The organism is Clostridium thermosuccinogenes (assembly GCF_002896855.1).
Classification (GTDB): Bacteria; Bacillota; Clostridia; order Acetivibrionales; family DSM-5807; genus Pseudoclostridium; species Pseudoclostridium thermosuccinogenes.
This window is the reverse complement of the sequence record NZ_CP021850.1, coordinates 286,756-300,230: the sequence shown is the minus strand read 5'-3', so window position 1 is coordinate 300,230 and position 13,475 is coordinate 286,756. Positions and strand designations below refer to the sequence as shown.

The window sequence follows — 13,475 nt, the reverse complement described above, 5'->3', positions numbered from 1 at the left end:
ATATTATTCAAGAGACTGCAGCAATTTTTGCAAATTTGCCCAACTGTCGAAGTGAAATTATGTTGATTACTACACCTTGATTTTTATATAATCAAAGAAAAAAATTTATATGCAAAATTAGCCTTTTACATTATTGAAGGAAAGTAAAAGCTAATAAACAAAGAGAAGAGGTGTTTTTATGATATGTCCAGGACTTGTTTCCGTTACCTTCCGGCAGCTAAAGCCCCGGGAAATCGTGGATCTTACCCGGAAAGCCGGACTTCATGGAATTGAATGGGGAGGGGATATCCATGTGCCCCACGGGGATATAAAGACCGCGGAGGAAGTGCATAAAATGACCATCGATTCCGGTTTGTCCGTCACTTCATACGGTTCTTATTACAGAGTAGGCTGCGAAGACGACAACTTTGACCTTTTCCGACAGGTACTGGAAACGGCTGTAAAGCTGGAAGCCCCTGTAATCCGGGTGTGGGCCGGCACAAAAGCTTCTTCGGACGCTGATGACAAATACAGGGAAAGGGTGGCATGGTGTTCGAAGAAAATAGCAGAACTGGCTGAACCCGCGGGAATAAACATATCCTTCGAGTATCACGGAGGTACTTTGACAGACACCCTCGAATCCGCTCTTGCCTTATACGACAGAATTCACCATAAGAATATCCGAAGCTATTGGCAGCCCCGGACTGCTTTGAGTCCCGAGGAAAACAAAAAAGAACTGGAGTCTGTTCTGCCGCTCCTTTCAAATATTCACGTATTTCACTGGACATTGGACGATCACGGCAATACTCTCCGCCATCCCCTTGCAGATGGTAGGGAGGTATGGAAGAATTATCTGTCATGCCTTAAGGGCCTTCCTGATAAACGCTACGCCCTGCTGGAATTTGTGGAAAAGGATGATCCGGCACAATTTCTCAAAGATGCACAAGTCCTGAAGGAACTTCTTGATTGAAGCTTGCGGGAATCCGGCAAGTCAAGCCTTGGAACAGCCGGCGAAGGAGCTATCTGCGCCCCTTCACCGGCTTATCTATTTATCCCGATATCCTTAAGCCTTCCAAATAAATGCTCATTAAAACGCATCTTTTTTCTCCCATCTGCTCCCTAAATCCTTAGCAACATGAATTTTTACTATGTACTTATTGAATTTGGCTTTGTACTTATTTGTGATAATTTGGAATAATTTAAAAGTTGAGCTTCAATGATTGACAATCTTTTAACAATGTTGTATAATTTAAATTGTTAAAAGATTAACAATATTTTAAAATTGACAGCTGAGGTTTTGATTGGTTGGGAATGAATTCAGCCGGCAGAGGATGTATTGATGCTGCAAATTCCTCCAACACAGTATATGCTAAAAATCTTCCTTAGGCTGCAATCATCCATTTCAATCCGCTGAATTCAAACCAAATTCTATATATCATACTAACCTGTAAAATTTCAGGTTGAGATGAGCAATAATCGCCCAAGAATATGAGGAATGTGAAAAGGAGGTATCCATATGCAGAAAAAAGAAAAGGCAAAAGCAGTTAATGTATCGGAAACTTTAGAAAACACTGCAGGAAGCATCGAAGCTTTGAAAGAAAAATTAGATGCGATGAGAAAGGCTCAGAAGGTATTCGCAACCTATACCCAGGAGCAGGTGGATGAAATCTTTTCGGCGGCTGCCCGCGCTGCCAACCAGGCCAGAATCCCCTTGGCCAGGATGGCAGTCGAGGAAACCGGCATGGGAGTGGTTGAAGATAAGGTTATCAAAAACCACTATGCTTCGGAATATATTTACAACAATTACAAATACGCCAGGACATGCGGTGTAATAGAAGAGGACAGGGCTTTTGGGATTAAGAAAATCGCAGAACCCGTAGGTTTGATCGCAGCAGTCATACCCACTACCAATCCCACTTCCACCGCTATTTTCAAAACACTGCTTTCATTGAAGACCAGAAATGCCATCATGGTGTCACCGCATCCCAGAGCCAAAAAATCAACCATCGCAGCAGCGAAAATTGTGCTGGATGCCGCTGTAAAGGCTGGCGCTCCTGAAGGCATAATAGGATGGATCGACAACCCGTCGGTGGAGCTCACCAAAGAGCTTATGAGGGAAGCTGACCTCATACTGGCAACCGGAGGTCCTGGTATGGTCAAGGCAGCCTATTCATCAGGAAAGCCTGCCATAGGAGTAGGACCGGGCAACACACCGGCTATCATAGACGACACGGCTGATATCAAACTGGCGGTAAACTCCATTATACATTCCAAAACCTTCGACAACGGCATGATATGTGCATCGGAGCAGTCCGTAATCGTACTTGCGAAGGTTTACGACGAGGTCAGGAAGGAATTTATTTACCGCGGATGCTATTTCTTAAAGCCGGATGAATTGGACAAAGTGCGAAAGACCATCGTCATAAACGGAGAATTGAATCCAGGAATAGTCGGACAAAGCGCATACAATATAGCAAAACTAGCCGGAGTAGATGTACCGGAGACAACAAAAATATTAATCGGCGAAGTGGAATCCACCGACTTATCTGAAGAATTTGCCTACGAAAAGCTATCGCCTGTTCTGGCCATGTATAAGGCTGAGAATTTCGAAGAAGCCCTGGAAAAAGCAGAAAAGCTTATAGCCGCCGGTGGCTATGGGCATACCTCTTCCCTCTTTATCAATACCCGCGAGACGGAAAAGATGGCAAAACACGCCCAGAGGATGAAAACCTGCAGAATTCTCATCAATACTCCATCCTCCCAGGGCGGTATCGGGGACCTGTACAATTTCATGCTGACACCTTCTCTCACCCTTGGCTGCGGCACATGGGGCGGCAACTCCGTCTCCGATAATGTTGGCATAAAGCACCTGCTCAACATAAAGACAGTTGCCGAAAGGAGAGAGAATATGCTTTGGTTCAGAGCCCCGGAAAAGGTTTATTTCAAAAGAGGCTGCCTGCCGGTTGCCCTCAATGAGTTAAAATATGTCTTGAACAAAAAGAAGGTTTTCATTGTTACGGATTCCTTCCTCTATAAAAATGGCTATACCCGGTGCGTCACCGACAAGCTGGATGAACTAGGCATTGCCCATACCACCTTCTATGACGTGCAGCCGGACCCCACTCTTTCCTCCGCCATTGAAGGCGCAAAAGCCATGAGGTCTTTTGAACCGGACTGCATAATAGCCATAGGAGGCGGTTCTGCAATGGATGCCGGCAAGATCATGTGGGTCATGTATGAGCATCCGGAAGTGGATTTCATGGACCTGGCCATGAGATTCATGGACATCCGCAAGAGGGTTTACTCTTTCCCCAAGATGGGCGAAAAGGCATATTTCGTAGCAATCCCCACAACATCCGGCACCGGTTCCGAATGCACGCCTTTTGCAGTTATCACCGACGACAGGACCGGTATCAAGTACCCTCTGGCTGACTATGAGCTCATGCCGGACATGGCGATTGTAGACGCGGACAACATGATGAACCAGCCCAAGAGCCTGACCAGCGCATCCGGTATTGATACGCTCACTCATGCGATAGAAGCTTATGTTTCCGTCATGGCCACCGACTACACCGACGGATTGGCTTTGAAAGCCATGAAGAACGTATTTCTATACCTGCCCAGGGCATATGAATACGGAGCTGAAGATCCGGTGGCCAGGGAAAAGATGGCCGATGCATCCTGCATAGCCGGCATGGCTTTTGCCAATGCCTTCCTGGGGCTAAACCATTCCATGGCTCATAAGCTGGGCGCATACCACCACCTGCCCCATGGAGTCGCCAATGCGCTGCTTTTGACAGAGGTTATGAAATACAATGCTGCCGAAGCTCCGGCCAAAATGGGCACCTTCCCGCAGTACGGATACCCCAATGCCCTGGCAAGATATGCAGAATGCGCACGCTTCTGCGGAGTGGACGGCAAAGACGACAGGGAAGTATTTGAAAAATTCCTGTCCAAGATAGAAGACCTGAAGGCTGCCGTAGGCATTAAGAAGACCATCGCTGAATACGGCATAAAGGAAGAGGATTTCCTGGCTACCCTCGACGAAATGGTGGAAAATGCCTTTGACGACCAGTGCACCGGCACCAACCCAAGATATCCTTTGATGAGCGAGATAAAGGAGATATATCTAAAATGCTATTATGGAAAATAGCAACTGCGTTGCAGCTGTCCAAAGGCTATGAAAAGGAGAAGGAAATATCCGCGCAACATACCGTTGCGGCGGAATTCCATCAGATTAGGCAAGAAGAATATCGAGCCGGGCTCCATACCGGCTCGGTATGTTCAAAAACACACCTTGCTAAAGGGTGGCAAATTCCTTTTTCAACCTGTCGATTTCCTTTTTGACTATCTCTTCCATGAAGTAGTTTATGGCTTCCTCCGGGAGGTCTGTATACAGCATATCTTCCAATTCATCATCAAAGTATGCGCATATCCCTATCAGCTTTATGCTGCTGCGCCGTTCAAGGATTTTCCTCAAACTCGTGATATGCCGGTATATACCCTCTGCCTTATCCAGTTTTTCCTTCATTTCAAGCAGGCTTTCATATGTCATGAAATCTCCTCCCTGATAACCACTAATATTCAATCATTTTCCAAACAACGACCATTAATGATTATATTTCCAATTTGAGAAAATGTCAATAATAAATTCTAATGTTCTGGGAAAAAACGAGTCCGCCTCTTTCAATTAAATATAATTGGTTTATGGAGGGATTCGTTTGAGAACATTGGGAGACCGCTTGAGATTTGCCCGTGAAAGGAAAGAACTTACACAAGTTGATGTATCAAAGCTCACGGGCATTAATAATAAAACAATTTCCAATTATGAAAACTCCATCAGCTACCCCGATCCGGAAACCCTGAAGATTTTGGCCGACCTGTACGATGTTTCAGCCGATTATCTGCTGGGCCGGAACGAAAAAAAGAATAAAGAGGTTTATTACAGCATAGATGTCTCCGATTTGCCGGACGAAGCTATAAAGCAGGTGGAGGAATATGTGGAATTCATGAGACAGAAATACGTTTCCAAGAAAGAAAAAGACAAAAGAAGATGATAAATTTACATCTTCTTTTTTTGCAGCCAGGCATTTATCTGGCGCTGCAGCTCTTCTTTAAGCTCTTCTATACCGGCCTTTTTCAAATCCTCATTTAATCGCGGCAGATACACTTCAGGATCCACACTGCCGGTAGAAAGCGCCGGGCCGTATGTGTCCATCAGAGCGGTAATATCGGAAATTTCCTTCTCATAGCCGGAGGTCTCGGGTTTAAATCCGAACAACTCCGATTTTACAGCAGAATCATTAAACTTCTTAAACTGCTCCCACTTATCCTGAGGCTCGCTGGCCAACGTTTTTAAAATAAACCAGTTGCCCTGGGTGTAGGTAGCTGCATTGTAAGCATCGGAGATGACCTCCACCTGATCATGGGGAGTCAGGGTATAATGGATGTTCTTCACTCCATAATTAATTAAGTTTCGCGTCTCTGGGTCGGTATTTAAAAGATTTAAGAATTTTACACATTCCTCCGGATGCCTGGTGGCAGCATTGACAACCATGACACTGCTTTGAACATCTTCAGTCTTTATAATGGGATCGCTGACCTGCTCCGACACGACAGGATACCCCCAAGAGCTGCTCCACATATTGGCTGAATACGGCCCCCCTGATGCCGTGGAGCAGAAAGCCTTCACTTCCATAAAATCCAGGGATGAGAAGTAGCAGATGGGCGCATCGGCATTTATATAACCTTTTTTAAAGTAATTGTGCAAGGTTGATAATAATTCCCGGGCATGTTCCGTTTCATATATATTGACCACCTGCAGGGTTTCATCATAAGAGTTTACCATCAGCGGAACAGCCGGAGAAACAACATATTCATAAGATTTGGGAGCAAATATGTTCTTTCGGCTCATATCCAATGCAAGGGGGACATAATCCGGTTCCTTTTCGGCGATAAGCGCAAGCAAAGGCTCCAGGGATGCAAAGTCGTGATACTTGGTAATATCAATATTGTACTTGTCCACCAGCTCCTTATTGTAGATGAAATGCATGGGAACAGCCAGCTCCTTGTTGGTCGGAACTCCAAAAACATGGTTGTCTATGGTTACACCTTCCCAGAAATCTTTATGTATGGCTTCATACATATCTTTTCCTATATTATCCAGGTAAGGAGCGAGATCAAGCCAGTACCCCTTTTTGGCATTTCCGACAAAATCACCATGCTCGTCCGACCCAGCAAAGGCGATGTCAAAATCACCCCCTGACATGAGAAGGGATGAAAGGGTTGTATGGTAATCATTCCAGTCAATTTTGCGGTAATCGATTTTAAATCCCAGCTTTTCCATCAGAAGGATGTTTAAATGGTCATTTACCAGCTTCAGGTCTTTATCCGGATGTCCTATTGTATAATATATAAGAGTTACATTGTCAGTTTTGGTCCCGGTATTGCTGTTTCTTGAAAAATCACACCCGGTCAGAAGCAAGGGAAACGCTGCTATCACTATAAAAGCGCTGATCAGCGCAGGAAGAATTATTTTCTTTATTTTGCAAAAGCAGCGGCAGCTTCCCGATTTCATCACATATTCCTCCCTTTGAATGCACATTTTGTTGGGATAGTTCCGTAAAGAGTTTTTCATTAATCTGCTTTACGCTACCCATCTGTTTTGTCTGCTGCCCGCAAATCTGTAGGCGAAACATTGTAAAAGGCTTTAAAATGGACATAAAAATTATTGGGCTGCGTGTATCCTACCATATGGGCAATAGTAGCTATCTTCTCATCCGTCGTCTCTATAAGGTGCTTGGCTTTATACATCCTATATGCCGTAAGATAATCGGAATATTTCATATTTGTATCTTTAAAAAAGACGCGTCCAAGATACTTGCTGTTCATCTGGAAACGAGCCGCTATATTTTCCATGGTCAAATGCTGTTTATAGTCACTTTTGGTTATGAGCAAAATCTTGTTGGTCAGCTTTGAAAGCTTGTCATAAGGAACCTTTAAAATTGGATCTTCCTCCACCGGCTCTTTGACAGAATCATCAAGGCTTCCTCCCAGCTTTTCCACCACAATGGTGCGAATCTGCGCAATCAATTCTTCTTTGTTTATAGGCTTTAACAAGTAGTTTACGGCTCCCACAATCAGCGACTGCCGGACATATTGGAAATTGTCGTAACCGCTGATCATGATAAATTCCGAATTTATATTCTGATCTTTCAGTACACTGACCAATTCATAACCCATCCTGTCACCGATGCTGACATCTATAAGAGAAACATGCGGCTTAAAATCCACTGCTTTTTGTATGGCTTCCTCATAGGAATAAGCCGTCGCTATTTTGGTAAAACCGTAGTCATTCCAAGGAATCAACAATTTCAAGCCTTCACAGATTTCTTTTTCGTCATCGACTATAAGCAATCTATACATATGAATCCTCCTTGCTATTTGTATATCACCACACTGATAATGATTCCGCTGGGATCATTATTGCCGATGGACATGGACACGCGGCCTTCGTAATAGTAATAAAGCCGTGCATATACATTTTTCAAGCCAATTCCGCTCCTTGCTTCCGAATTCTTTTCATCAGCTTCATGCAGTAATTTTGAAGGAGTAAACAGAGAATTCAGATGTTCAATGCTCTCCTTGTCCAGATGGCCAATATTGCTGGAAAAGTCAAAATAATAGCCATCCTCCCTTTCTTCGCCGGAAATAATGATAATCTTATACTCTTCCTTGCCTGTGAAATTATGTTTGAAGAAATTTTCCAATATCGGCTGCATCCATATTTTTATCGTCTTCAATTGGCGGCAGCTTTCACTTACATCTACATGGTACATCAAGTCGTCACCATAGAGAAAGCACATCAAATCCAAATAATCTATACCTATTTTCAATTCCTCATCTATGGATAAGAAAGTGTTGCTCTTTACGATAACGCGGTAGAGCCTTCCAAGATTTCCCACAGCATCTGCGACATTGCTGACGCCGCTGCCTAAGGCATAAGCGCGGATGCGCTCCAAAGTGTTGTAAAGAAAATGAGGATTAATCTGGGATTCCAAGGCTTTCATTTCCGCCTTGAAGTTCTCAATCTGAAGCAAATACTCCTTTTGAATGTAGGAATTAAGCTGGGTCGACATTTCATTCAGATGCTGTACGATCAAAGACAGTTCGTCATTGGCAAAGGAATCGATTTGCGTGAACTTTCCCTTTTTGGCATCATTAATCAACCCAATTATCTTGCACAACAACCGATAGTTATTGGAAAACCGGGAAGCCAAAATATAAATGGCGAAGAAGAAAGTCAATAAAAGCAGCAGGAGTATCACCTGCACCGTAAAGCGGTAATTGGCCGCTTCCATTATTTCTGCTCTGGGTATGAAGGAAAATATTGTAAAACCATATTTTTCAGAGGTATTTAAAATATAATAAACGGAACGGAAATTTGAAAGGCGCAAATGCCCCTGAGTCCTTTTTCCGGTATAGTCCGAAGATATGATTTTCTCTTTGAACAATTCTCCATAAGGATGATCCGATAAGTTTAAAACCATATCATTTATACGGATATAGTGGGCGGAAGGAATGTCCCGAAACGATTCCTTGCTTTTATCCAGCGGATTTATGAGAAAGGAAACCTTCCCGATATAGGAGGCTCTTTTATCCTTCAGTTCTCTGGAATAAACATAGCAGCCACTGGCTGGCATCGCTTCCAGTGGGTCGGTGTCGGTAATAATGTAACGAATCTGGCCGTTGGGGCTATATTTCATATTTATAATATGGGTAGAGCTGTAATATATAATATTGCTTATGCTGTACCCGCTTTCTCTGACAAAGGCAGTGGCGCTATCCAAAAAAGAAACGGAATAGTCGGGTCTCCAATGCTCTATTCTTTTTGCGGTATATTCCGAGGGGGAAGAACAAGTGAAAAAAAGGTAAAAATCGTCCCAAAGGGCAGAGTCCGAGTATAGTCTTGACAAAAAATTGTCTATCCTGTAAACTATCCTATCCATATATTGATTAACATCATATGCTGCAAAGGATACTTTCTCCGTATAAGCATTAAAAGCGATGTTCAGAAAATAAGTGTACAAAAGGCTGCTGATGGTAATAAACAGCAGCAGCAGTATGAGCATATAGCTAAGAAAAGTTTTCTTATATGCTTTTATTGACATAAACTGAAACATCTTACATATCCACCAATCTTTATAAATTCAATGTGATGCTGTCAGTCAAAGTAACAGATAACGCTCTAATAATATAGCTCATTGTACGACATTTTCGATAACATAATAAATCATTTTATGTAAAATGAATATGCGTTATCTATTATACAATAATTGCTCTGCCTTATCAAACTGGCGATCCCTGGTCTTCCCTTCGCAGCTTGCTGATGTTTTTTGAACGCGCAAAAGTAAGACAGGATTATTTTTCCCATCTTACTTTTGCCCATTCTATTTAAAGCAATTATACAGTTAATATCTCAATGAATCGTTGTGAAGCTATACTAGCTCCCGTGATTAAAAGGATGCGTTTATCTGATTCTGAGCTTCTTCTATAATCTTCTGCAAACCAGCATCATTCATCTCTTTTATCATCTCTTTCACTGTAGAAACCGGTTCGGCCATACCGGTCAGCAATTCGCTCTTATAACGTCTGTAGATTTCGATGCAGTTGCTAAGTTCGTCGGCTACTGAAGATGTATCGAAGCTAAAGCCCAGCAGCACGGAACCTTTTGCCTTTGCGTTCAGTTCCTTAACTTCATCCCACTGATTGAATTCATCGGTTGCCAACTGGCTTACAGTGAAGAATGTTCCCTGGGTGTAACCTGCCATTGACCAGTCGGTATTCAATCTTTCTATCTTCTTATCTTCGGTGTATTTGAAGTTGTCATTTTCCAGTCCATAGTAGAAAGCATCTCTTACATAAGTGTCCAGGTTGACCATCTGGAGGAACTCGAGACATTTCTCAGGATATTTGGTGTTTGCTGAAATACAGTTCAAAGATCCCTGAACAGTTTCATTGGATACAATGGTATCTCCCCACTGGATGGCAACTGCATCCACGCCCATGTTAGGACCCCAAGTGGTCTTTGCAGCAAGGCTCCATCCCTGTGCAACAAAGAATGGCCTATAGCTCGGTGTTTCTGCCAGAGTGGGCGCATCAGCATTAATTATGCCGGCTTTGTACATTTCGTGCAATACGGACAACTGATCCATGATATCCTTCTGCTCAAATACATTCACAACAGTACGGGTTTCATCGTCATATTTTACACCAATTGCAGGAAGCCCGGAGCTCATTGAATCATAGCTCATACCAAAAATAGCTTCCAGCCCGGAGCTGCTGAGGATGAAAGGAGCGCTTCCTGTAGCTTCCTTCAACTTCTTCATAGGTTCTACCAGGTCCTTCAGTGAGGTAATCTTTTCAACCTCTATGCCATTGTCTTTTGCCAACTTTTCATCCCATACGAAATACTGGGTTGCTGAACTGTCTTTGTAAGTCGGAACAGCATATATTTTTCCGTCTACTTTGGATGCATCCCAATAATCGCTGGGAATATAGTTGTAAAGGTCAGATGCTGAAGTCTTAACCAAATCGGAAATATCCATGAAAGCTCCCAGCTTTACATCGCTGGTATAGGTTCCCGAGTTTGTGAACAAAATATCGTAATCACCGCCGGTATTTACCAGTACGCTCCTCCTGCTGTCCCAGTCACCCCATGGAATTACTTCCATTTCTATATTTACGCCGATCTTTTCCCCGAGGTAAGAATTGATATTCTTTTTCCATGCGTCGTAATTATCCGGCATTCCATTTCCTACGGTGACCCATTTTATGGTTGCCACTTCATCAGTAGCAGTCGTGGTTGTCGCATTGTTTCCAGTTCCTGTGCCAGTACCAGTGTTGTCGGTCCCTTTTCCACTATTTCCGCATCCTGCCACTATCGATGCAAACAATGACATCGATAAAAGAAGGGCTGCTAGTTTTTTCCCTTTCATAAAATTCCTCCTTATTTTTGCACAATTAGTGCATATACTTTGATAAAAATCTGATTTCGGTCTGCGCCTTTACCTTCCATAGTAGTTTTCTCAAGACGCAAGCCATCTATAACAAGAACCTGGGCCGGCCTTTCCCGGTTCCTGATATCGAGTTCTTATCCTTTTATAGCTCCGATGGTCAGACCTTTGATGAAAAATCTCTGGAAAAACGGATAAACACAAGCAATAGGTACAACAATCACAATAGCAATAGCCATCCTCACCGGTTCAGTAGGCATGGAGTTCTTATATTGCTGCAAGGATACTCCGGCGCTGGGATTATTGGCAATATATTCGATATTTTTCTGGATATTGTTAAGCATTGCCTGCAAGGACAAAAGGGCTTTATTGCTGATATACAGGGACGACTGAAACCAGTCGTTCCAATATCCGAAACTAAGGAACAACGCAATAGTTGCAATCAACGGTTTCGAAATTGGCATCACTATTCTCAGGAATATCGTCAGCTGGCCCCCTCCGTCTATTTTTACCGATTCTATAATGGAATCCGGTATGGTGGTTCTGAAAAAGGTCTTGCAAACAATTACATTAAAGGATGAAACGCATAACGGCAATATCAAAGCCCAAATAGTATTGTTCAAATGCAAAAACTTGCTTACCACCACATAATTGGCAGCCATTCCGCCGTTAAATATCATAGGTATAAATACAACCCATGTATAAAATCCATTTCCACGGAAGTTAAGCCGCGAAAGGACATAGCCCATTGTCGTCGTCAATAAAACCCCTAAAGCAGTTCCCACAACTGTTACGCAAACAGATACAAATAATGCCTGAAAGATTGATGCCCTTTCATTCCACAAGAAGGAATAGGCAACAAAGGAGAACTCCTCCGGCCAGAATTGATATCCATATTTCGCAATCGAAGTTTCGGAAGAAATCGACGCCATAAATACCAGAACCACCGGCAGGATACTGATCAGCGACAATATCACAAACAACAAATTAAACATATAATTTGTCAAAGGTTTAATTCTATTAAGTTTACTCATTCCATTCATCGCTCCCCTGCAGTGTTAGATAATCGCACTATCCTTATCAATCCTTCTAATAATCCAGTTAGCTATCAAAATCGTAATGCAGCAGGCAACTGACTGGAAGAAAGAAGCCGCAACAGTCTTTCCTATCGGCATATTGGATTGCAAGCTGTTGTATATATACGTATCAAAAGTAGAGGCAACCTTATAAAGGGCATTGGGCACTCCCCGGGTTATCTGATAAAACAGCCCGAAATCGGAATAGAATATCCTACCTACGCTCAATATAAACATCATGATCATGATAGGCTTCATACACGGTAAAGTTATATATCTCGTCTGCTGCCAGTGGTTGGCTCCGTCAATAGTAGCAGCCTCATAGAGAGATGTATCTATACTCGTTATGCTGGCCAAATAAACTACCATGTTGTAGCCTGTGGTTTTCCAAACTTGCATAAAAACAAGAATAAAAGGCCAGTATTTTGATTCCATATACCACATGACCCTTTCGCCGCCAAAATAGCTTATCATGCTATTAAGGAAGCCTTTGTCCGGGCTTAAGAAGGCATAAGCAAAGTAACTTACCACAACCCATGACATAAAGTGTGGGAAAAACATGGTGGTCTGGTATACCTTAGCCAGGGTCTTGCTATAAATGTAGCTGATGAGAATTGCCAGGGTTACCGGTATAGCTATGCCCAAAACAATAAACACCAGGTTGTATAATATTGTATTGCGAAGAACCATGCTGAAGGCGTTGGAGTTGATAAAATAGGTAAAATTCTTAAAGCCGCTCCACTCGCTGTGAATCAAGCTATACAAGAAGCCCTGACCAGCTTTGATTTTGTAATCTTTAAAGGCTAAAATTAACCCGAACATGGGCAAATAGCAAAACAACACATACCATACAAATGTCGGGAGTCCCAAGAGCGCCAGCTCACTATCATCCCTTGTCCATTTGCGGGCCTTGAAAGACTTAACTTTTTGACTCAATTGACTAACCTCTCTTCTGATATCGAAATGACTTTTCTATATCTTTGACACTTTTCAATTATACTAATTTTGATTTTAGGAGATAAGTCTTTGAAAGAACGACAGTAGTATGAAAAGGATAGGTCCAAAAATTGGATGATATCATGAGTGATATGCTGTGAATATATGTATGCTGTTCCAGATAAGCTGAAAGCGCTGAAATTCATGTGAGGTGAATGCGTTCGAAAAGAAGAAAAGTCCTAATGATAGGTAATTTCAGGGTAGGAAGTATGCTGGAAAGAGAGCTACACAATGGTATTGTTTCAAGGATTAACTTCAGTTCCATCTACCTACCACTTTCATAATATTGAGAATTCGGTTACTGTTTTATGACAATATAATATCATATACATTAATCACTGCAATGCCTTTTACCGAACCCTCAATATTACTTTACCATATTCTGTTGCCAATGTTCATACTTTTGTTA

At 42.5% G+C, this 13,475-nt stretch carries 10 protein-coding genes; 3 read left to right on the top strand and 7 right to left on the bottom strand.

Annotated features, from left to right (window positions below):
- The first annotated feature begins 178 nt into the window (after nucleotides 1–178).
- Nucleotides 179–949, top strand: coding sequence for a sugar phosphate isomerase/epimerase family protein (locus tag CDO33_RS01320; protein WP_103081738.1), 771 nt, complete (start codon nucleotides 179–181; stop codon nucleotides 947–949).
- A gap of 546 nt (nucleotides 950–1,495) precedes the next feature.
- Nucleotides 1,496–4,132: a bifunctional acetaldehyde-CoA/alcohol dehydrogenase gene (gene adhE / locus CDO33_RS01315; RefSeq protein WP_103081737.1), complete on the top strand. Its 2,637-nt coding sequence runs from the start codon at nucleotides 1,496–1,498 to the stop codon at nucleotides 4,130–4,132.
- A 147-nt stretch (nucleotides 4,133–4,279) separates the two neighbouring features.
- On the opposite strand, the gene CDO33_RS01310 is transcribed toward adhE, so the two are convergent.
- Nucleotides 4,280–4,534: a hypothetical protein gene (locus CDO33_RS01310; protein ID WP_103081736.1), complete on the bottom strand. Its 255-nt coding sequence runs from the start codon at nucleotides 4,532–4,534 to the stop codon at nucleotides 4,280–4,282.
- Nucleotides 4,535–4,700: 166 nt separating this feature from the next.
- Here CDO33_RS01310 and CDO33_RS01305 point away from each other — a divergent pair, with 166 nt between their 5' ends.
- Nucleotides 4,701–5,036, top strand: a complete 336-nt coding sequence (locus CDO33_RS01305) for a helix-turn-helix domain-containing protein (protein WP_161496527.1) — start codon at nucleotides 4,701–4,703, stop codon at nucleotides 5,034–5,036.
- Nucleotides 5,037–5,041: 5 nt separating this feature from the next.
- Here the strand turns inward: CDO33_RS01305 and CDO33_RS01300 are convergent, their stop codons facing one another.
- From CDO33_RS01300 to CDO33_RS01275, 6 genes are all read right to left on the bottom strand, one after another.
- Entirely contained in the window at nucleotides 5,042–6,556 is a 1,515-nt protein-coding gene (locus tag CDO33_RS01300; protein WP_161496526.1) for an ABC transporter substrate-binding protein, read from the bottom strand.
- 74 nt (nucleotides 6,557–6,630) lie between these two features.
- Nucleotides 6,631–7,404 (bottom strand): response regulator transcription factor, encoded by a 774-nt coding sequence (locus CDO33_RS01295; RefSeq protein WP_103081733.1) that lies wholly within the window; start codon nucleotides 7,402–7,404, stop codon nucleotides 6,631–6,633.
- Between the two features lie 14 nt (nucleotides 7,405–7,418).
- A complete protein-coding gene (locus CDO33_RS01290) occupies nucleotides 7,419–9,161 on the bottom strand; it encodes a sensor histidine kinase (protein ID WP_103081732.1) in 1,743 nt (580 codons plus the stop codon).
- Between the two features lie 333 nt (nucleotides 9,162–9,494).
- Nucleotides 9,495–10,976, bottom strand: coding sequence for an ABC transporter substrate-binding protein (locus CDO33_RS01285; RefSeq protein WP_103081731.1), 1,482 nt, complete (start codon nucleotides 10,974–10,976; stop codon nucleotides 9,495–9,497).
- A gap of 155 nt (nucleotides 10,977–11,131) precedes the next feature.
- Nucleotides 11,132–12,028: a carbohydrate ABC transporter permease gene (locus CDO33_RS01280; protein ID WP_242973488.1), complete on the bottom strand. Its 897-nt coding sequence runs from the start codon at nucleotides 12,026–12,028 to the stop codon at nucleotides 11,132–11,134.
- Nucleotides 12,029–12,052: 24 nt separating this feature from the next.
- Entirely contained in the window at nucleotides 12,053–13,006 is a 954-nt protein-coding gene (locus tag CDO33_RS01275) for an ABC transporter permease (RefSeq protein WP_103081729.1), read from the bottom strand.
- Nucleotides 13,007–13,475 lie beyond the last annotated feature (469 nt).

Coding starts and splice junctions, on each gene's coding strand:
- CDO33_RS01320 (WP_103081738.1), top strand. CDS start 179: ATGATATGTCCAGGACTTGTTTCCGTTACCTTCCGGCAGCTAAAGCCC.
- CDO33_RS01280 (WP_242973488.1), bottom strand. CDS start 12,028: ATGAGTAAACTTAATAGAATTAAACCTTTGACAAATTATATGTTTAAT.
- CDO33_RS01295 (WP_103081733.1), bottom strand. CDS start 7,404: ATGTATAGATTGCTTATAGTCGATGACGAAAAAGAAATCTGTGAAGGC.
- CDO33_RS01300 (WP_161496526.1), bottom strand. CDS start 6,556: ATGAAATCGGGAAGCTGCCGCTGCTTTTGCAAAATAAAGAAAATAATT.
- CDO33_RS01310 (WP_103081736.1), bottom strand. CDS start 4,534: ATGACATATGAAAGCCTGCTTGAAATGAAGGAAAAACTGGATAAGGCA.
- adhE (WP_103081737.1), top strand. CDS start 1,496: ATGCAGAAAAAAGAAAAGGCAAAAGCAGTTAATGTATCGGAAACTTTA.
- CDO33_RS01290 (WP_103081732.1), bottom strand. CDS start 9,161: ATGTTTCAGTTTATGTCAATAAAAGCATATAAGAAAACTTTTCTTAGC.
- CDO33_RS01285 (WP_103081731.1), bottom strand. CDS start 10,976: ATGAAAGGGAAAAAACTAGCAGCCCTTCTTTTATCGATGTCATTGTTT.